We start from the raw sequence: 4,762 nt of genomic DNA on the forward strand, positions 1-4,762 counted from the left end.
GGCCGCAGCGGCCGGCGAGCCTGGCGATTACTCTTCTTCGTCGCTCGGCGGACGAGTGACCACCGCGCGCACCAGATCGACCCGGTAATCATTCGCTTCCACTACGGTAAAATGCAGCGGCGGAAGCGACACGACGTCGCCAATGCGCGGGATATGACCATTGGCGGAGATCACCAGCCCGGCAACGGTGGCAATATCCTCATCGTCATTGAACAGTGGATCCAGCCCCAGCGCCTGCTGCAGCGCATGCAGGTCGGTCGACCCCTTAATAAGCCAGCCATCGCCATCGATGACAATCTCTGGCGTCTCATCAGCGTCCGGGAATTCACCGGCGATGGCTTCAAGGACGTCCAGCGGCGTGACCAGCCCCTGCACCACGCCAAATTCATTAGTTACGATGACGAAGCTGCCGCGCGCCCGACGCAGGACCCCGAGCAGATTGATCGGGTCCAGCGTTTCCGGAACGACAATTGCCGGGGAGGCAGAAGCCAGCGCCGCGACGTTTTCCCCCGACTCCAGGGCCACCAGCATCTCTTTCGCCCGCACGATACCAATGATTTCATCCAGCTCTCCGCGGCAGACCGGGAAGAGGCTGTGCGGCGACGACAGCAGCTGACGACGAATTTCATCTTCACTCTGCTCAGCGTCGACCCAGCTGATTTCTCCGCGCGGGGTCATGATGCTGCGCAGGGAACGCTGGGCCAGGGTCAGCACGCCGTTAATCATGTAGCGCTCTTCTTCCGCAAAGGCGCCCTCGGGAACGGGCACCGCGGCTGGACTGTCTGCGTCATGGCTGACGGAGGCCTGTTTGCGGCCGCCCATCAGGCGCAGGATGGCATCCGCGGTCCGAGCGCGCAGCGGCAGCGTCGACTGGTGGCGAACAAAGTTACGGCGCGCCACCTGGTTAAAGAACTCGATAATGATCGAGAAACCGATCGCCGCGTACAGATACCCTTTCGGAATATGGAAGCCAAACCCTTCCGCCACCAGGCTAAGGCCAATCATCAACAGGAAGCTCAGACAGAGCACGACCACCGTCGGGTGCTGGTTGACAAAGCGCGTCAACGGCTTGGAGGCCAGCAGCATCAAGATCATCGCGATCACCACCGCCGCCATCATCACCGGCAGATGGTTAACCATCCCGACCGCCGTGATCACGGCGTCCAGGGAGAAGACGGCATCCAGCACCACTATCTGCAATACTACTACCCAGAAACTGGCATAGCCTTTACCGTGACCGGCATCGTGCTGGCGGTTTTCCAGCCGTTCATGCAGCTCGGTTGTCGCCTTAAACAACAAGAAGATCCCGCCGAGCAGCATGATGAGATCGCGCCCGGAAAAGGAGAAATCGGCGATGGTAATCAGTGGTTTCGTCAGCGTCACCATCCAGGAGATGACCGACAGCAGTCCCAGGCGCATAACCAGCGCCAGTGACAGGCCGATCAGACGCGCTTTATCGCGCTGCTTCGGCGGCAGTTTGTCCGCCAGGATGGCAATAAACACCAGGTTGTCGATACCGAGCACAATTTCCAGAACGATAAGCGTCAACAGGCCGGCCCAGATTGAGGGATCCATTAACAATTCCATGTACGACTCCGGTTTGCGGCAAGGTCAGTCATCGCCATGCCATGCAGGGGCGCGACACCAGGTGCTGAAAGAAATGCGGGATACGTAGAGGTGGCAATCAGATGCCAGAAAGTGAAAAGACGTCGATGACGGTCCATACTGCGGGCTATGCCCTATACTCCTGAGTAATTAAACGGAAGTTAAACATAGCAAAATATAGATCGAAATTGGAAATAATTTACCTGAATTTGCAATAACTAAGGCTATTTTTTGCGCTGCAAAATTATTCGCAGACGATACGTGATTAACGGATCTTCATCACATTAATTATTTTTTCACTGTCTAAAATAATTCGCGGTAGTAACTATTTTCTATCTTACACCCTAACTGAATCGATTTTGTCCTCAAGAGTGATTCAGGATGTATCAAAGCAGATGATGCATTCACGATAATAAAGGAGGTAGCAAGTGACGATTGCTATTGTAATAGGCACACATGGTTGGGCTGCAGAACAGCTGCTGAAAACAGCAGAAATGCTGTTGGGCGAGCAGGAAAACGTTGGCTGGATCGATTTCGTTCCGGGTGAAAATGCCGAAACGTTGATCGAGAAATACAACACCCAGTTGGCAAAACTGGATACCAGTAAAGGCGTGCTGTTTCTCGTCGATACATGGGGAGGCAGCCCTTTCAACGCTGCGAGCCGCATTGTCGTCGATAAAGAGCATTACGAAGTTATCGCCGGCGTCAATATCCCGATGCTGGTGGAAACCTTCATGGCCCGCGACGACGATCCTTCCTTTGATGAACTGGTCGCCTTAGCGGTTGAAACCGGCAGCGAAGGCGTGAAAGCGCTTAAAGCCAAACCGGTGGAAAAAGCGGCCCCTGCGCCCGCGCCTGTCGCAGCGCCAAAAGCCGCCGCACCGGCCAAACCCATGGGCCCGGACGACTACATGGTAATTGGCCTTGCGCGTATAGACGACCGTCTGATCCATGGTCAGGTCGCCACCCGCTGGACCAAAGAGACCAACGTTACCCGCATCATCGTTGTCAGTGATGAAGTGGCCGCGGATACCGTGCGTAAAACTCTGCTGACCCAGGTTGCGCCGCCGGGCGTCACCGCTCACGTGGTGGATGTGGCCAAAATGATCCGCGTCTACAACAACCCCAAGTATGCCGGACAGCGCGTTATGCTGCTGTTTACTAACCCGACCGACGTTGAACGTATCGTCGAGGGCGGCGTGAAAATCACCAGCGTCAACATCGGCGGTATGGCGTTCCGCCAGGGTAAAACCCAGGTTAACAACGCGATTTCAGTCGATGCCAAAGATATTGAGGCGTTTAAAAAGCTGAACGCCCGCGGTATCGAGCTGGAGGCACGTAAAGTGTCCACCGACCCGAAACTGAAAATGATGGATCTGATCGCTAAGGTTGATAAATAACCCGGCGGATCGCGCCCCAGTTTTCACTTTAAGACTTAATCAACAGGAGAAGTACAATGGAGATTACCCTTCTTCAGATTGTGCTGGTGTTCATCGTCGCGTGTATTGCGGGTATGGAGTCGGTACTTGATGAATTTCAGTTCCACCGTCCTCTGATCGCCTGTACGCTGATCGGCGCCGTTCTCGGCGATATGAAAACCGGTATTATCATCGGCGGTACGCTGGAGATGATAGCCCTGGGCTGGATGAATATCGGTGCGGCGGTAGCCCCTGATGCCGCGCTGGCGTCCATTATTTCCACCGTCCTGGTTATTGCCGGCCATCAGAGCATCGGCGCCGGTATCGCGCTGGCTATCCCGCTGGCGGCGGCAGGCCAGGTGCTGACCATCATCGTGCGCACCATCACCGTGGCCTTCCAGCACGCGGCGGATAAAGCGGCGGAGAATGGCAACCTGACCGCCCTGTCGTGGCTGCACGTCTCGTCCCTGTTCCTGCAGGCGATGCGTATCGCTATCCCGGCCGTTATCGTGGCGATTTCCGTCGGCACCAGCGAAGTTCAGGGCCTGCTGAATGCTATCCCGGAAGTGGTCACCAGCGGTCTGAACATCGCCGGCGGTATGATCGTGGTTGTCGGTTATGCAATGGTCATCAACATGATGCGCGCAGGCTATCTGATGCCGTTCTTCTACCTCGGCTTCGTCACCGCCGCCTTCACCAACTTCAACCTGGTGGCCCTGGGTGTGATTGGTGCGGTCATGGCAATCCTCTACATCCAGCTGAGCCCGAAATATAACCGCGTCGCCGGTGCGCCGGCTCAGGCGGCTGGTAACAACGATCTCGATAACGAACTGGACTAACAGGTGAGCGAAATGGTTGATATGACTAAAAATACCACCGAGAAAAAACTCACACAGAGTGATATTCGTGGCGTGTTCATTCGTTCTAACCTGTTCCAGGGTTCATGGAACTTCGAACGTATGCAGGCGCTGGGGTTCTGCTTCTCTATGGTTCCGGCGATTCGTCGTCTGTACCCGGAGAACAACGATGCGCGTAAGCAGGCGATTAAGCGTCACCTTGAGTTTTTCAACACCCACCCTTACGTTGCCGCTCCGGTACTGGGCGTAACGCTGGCGATGGAAGAGCAGCGCGCCAATGGCGCAGAGATTGACGATGGCGCTATCAACGGCATCAAAGTCGGTCTGATGGGACCGCTGGCCGGCGTTGGCGACCCGATCTTCTGGGGTACCGTGCGTCCGGTGTTTGCAGCCTTAGGCGCCGGGATCGCGATGAGCGGTAGCCTGCTCGGTCCTCTGCTGTTCTTTATCCTGTTCAACGCGGTGCGTCTGCTGACCCGTTACTACGGTGTCGCCTATGGTTATCGCAAAGGCGTGGATATCGTTAAAGATATGGGCGGCGGCTTCCTGCAGAAACTGACTGAGGGGGCGTCAATCCTCGGCCTGTTTGTCATGGGGGCGCTGGTTAACAAGTGGACGCATGTGAACATTCCGATGGTGGTGTCAAAAATCACCGGCTCTGACGGACAGGTTCACGTCACCACGGTGCAGACTATCCTTGATCAGCTGATGCCTGGTCTGGTGCCGCTGCTGTTGACCTTCGCCTGTATGTGGCTGCTGCGTAAGAAAGTTAACCCGCTGTGGATCATCGTTGGCTTCTTCGTCATCGGTATCGCCGGCTACGCGGTCGGCCTGCTGGGTCTGTAATTTCCAGGCTGTACGCCGGGGGCTTGCCCCCGGCTT

At 56.1% G+C, this 4,762-nt stretch carries 4 protein-coding genes; 3 read left to right on the forward strand and 1 reads right to left on the reverse strand.

The genetic code is table 11. The features are described from left to right. Positions 1–27 precede the first annotated feature (27 nt). The gene (yoaE, locus tag HMPREF9538_RS17605; RefSeq protein ID WP_009484661.1) at positions 28–1,587 is read right to left on the reverse strand and encodes a CNNM family cation transport protein YoaE; all 1,560 of its coding nucleotides are present in this window, start codon (positions 1,585–1,587) and stop codon (positions 28–30) included. A gap of 446 nt (positions 1,588–2,033) precedes the next feature. On the opposite strand from yoaE, the gene manX reads away from it, so the two are divergent. Genes manX through HMPREF9538_RS17590 form a run of 3 tightly spaced genes read left to right on the forward strand, consistent with a single transcriptional unit; the run spans position 2,034 to position 4,726 of the window. After that, positions 2,034–3,005, forward strand: a complete 972-nt coding sequence (manX, locus tag HMPREF9538_RS17600) for a PTS mannose transporter subunit IIAB (protein ID WP_020316578.1) — start codon at positions 2,034–2,036, stop codon at positions 3,003–3,005. A gap of 56 nt (positions 3,006–3,061) precedes the next feature. Continuing rightward, positions 3,062–3,862, forward strand: coding sequence for a PTS mannose/fructose/sorbose transporter subunit IIC (locus tag HMPREF9538_RS17595; protein ID WP_002910918.1), 801 nt, complete (start codon positions 3,062–3,064; stop codon positions 3,860–3,862). 12 nt (positions 3,863–3,874) lie between these two features. Further along, complete coding sequence (locus tag HMPREF9538_RS17590) at positions 3,875–4,726, forward strand: PTS mannose transporter subunit IID (RefSeq protein ID WP_004145526.1); 852 nt, start codon at positions 3,875–3,877, stop codon at positions 4,724–4,726. Positions 4,727–4,762 lie beyond the last annotated feature (36 nt).

This window comes from Klebsiella sp. MS 92-3, assembly GCF_000195655.1.
GTDB lineage: Bacteria > Pseudomonadota > Gammaproteobacteria > Enterobacterales > Enterobacteriaceae > Klebsiella > Klebsiella pneumoniae.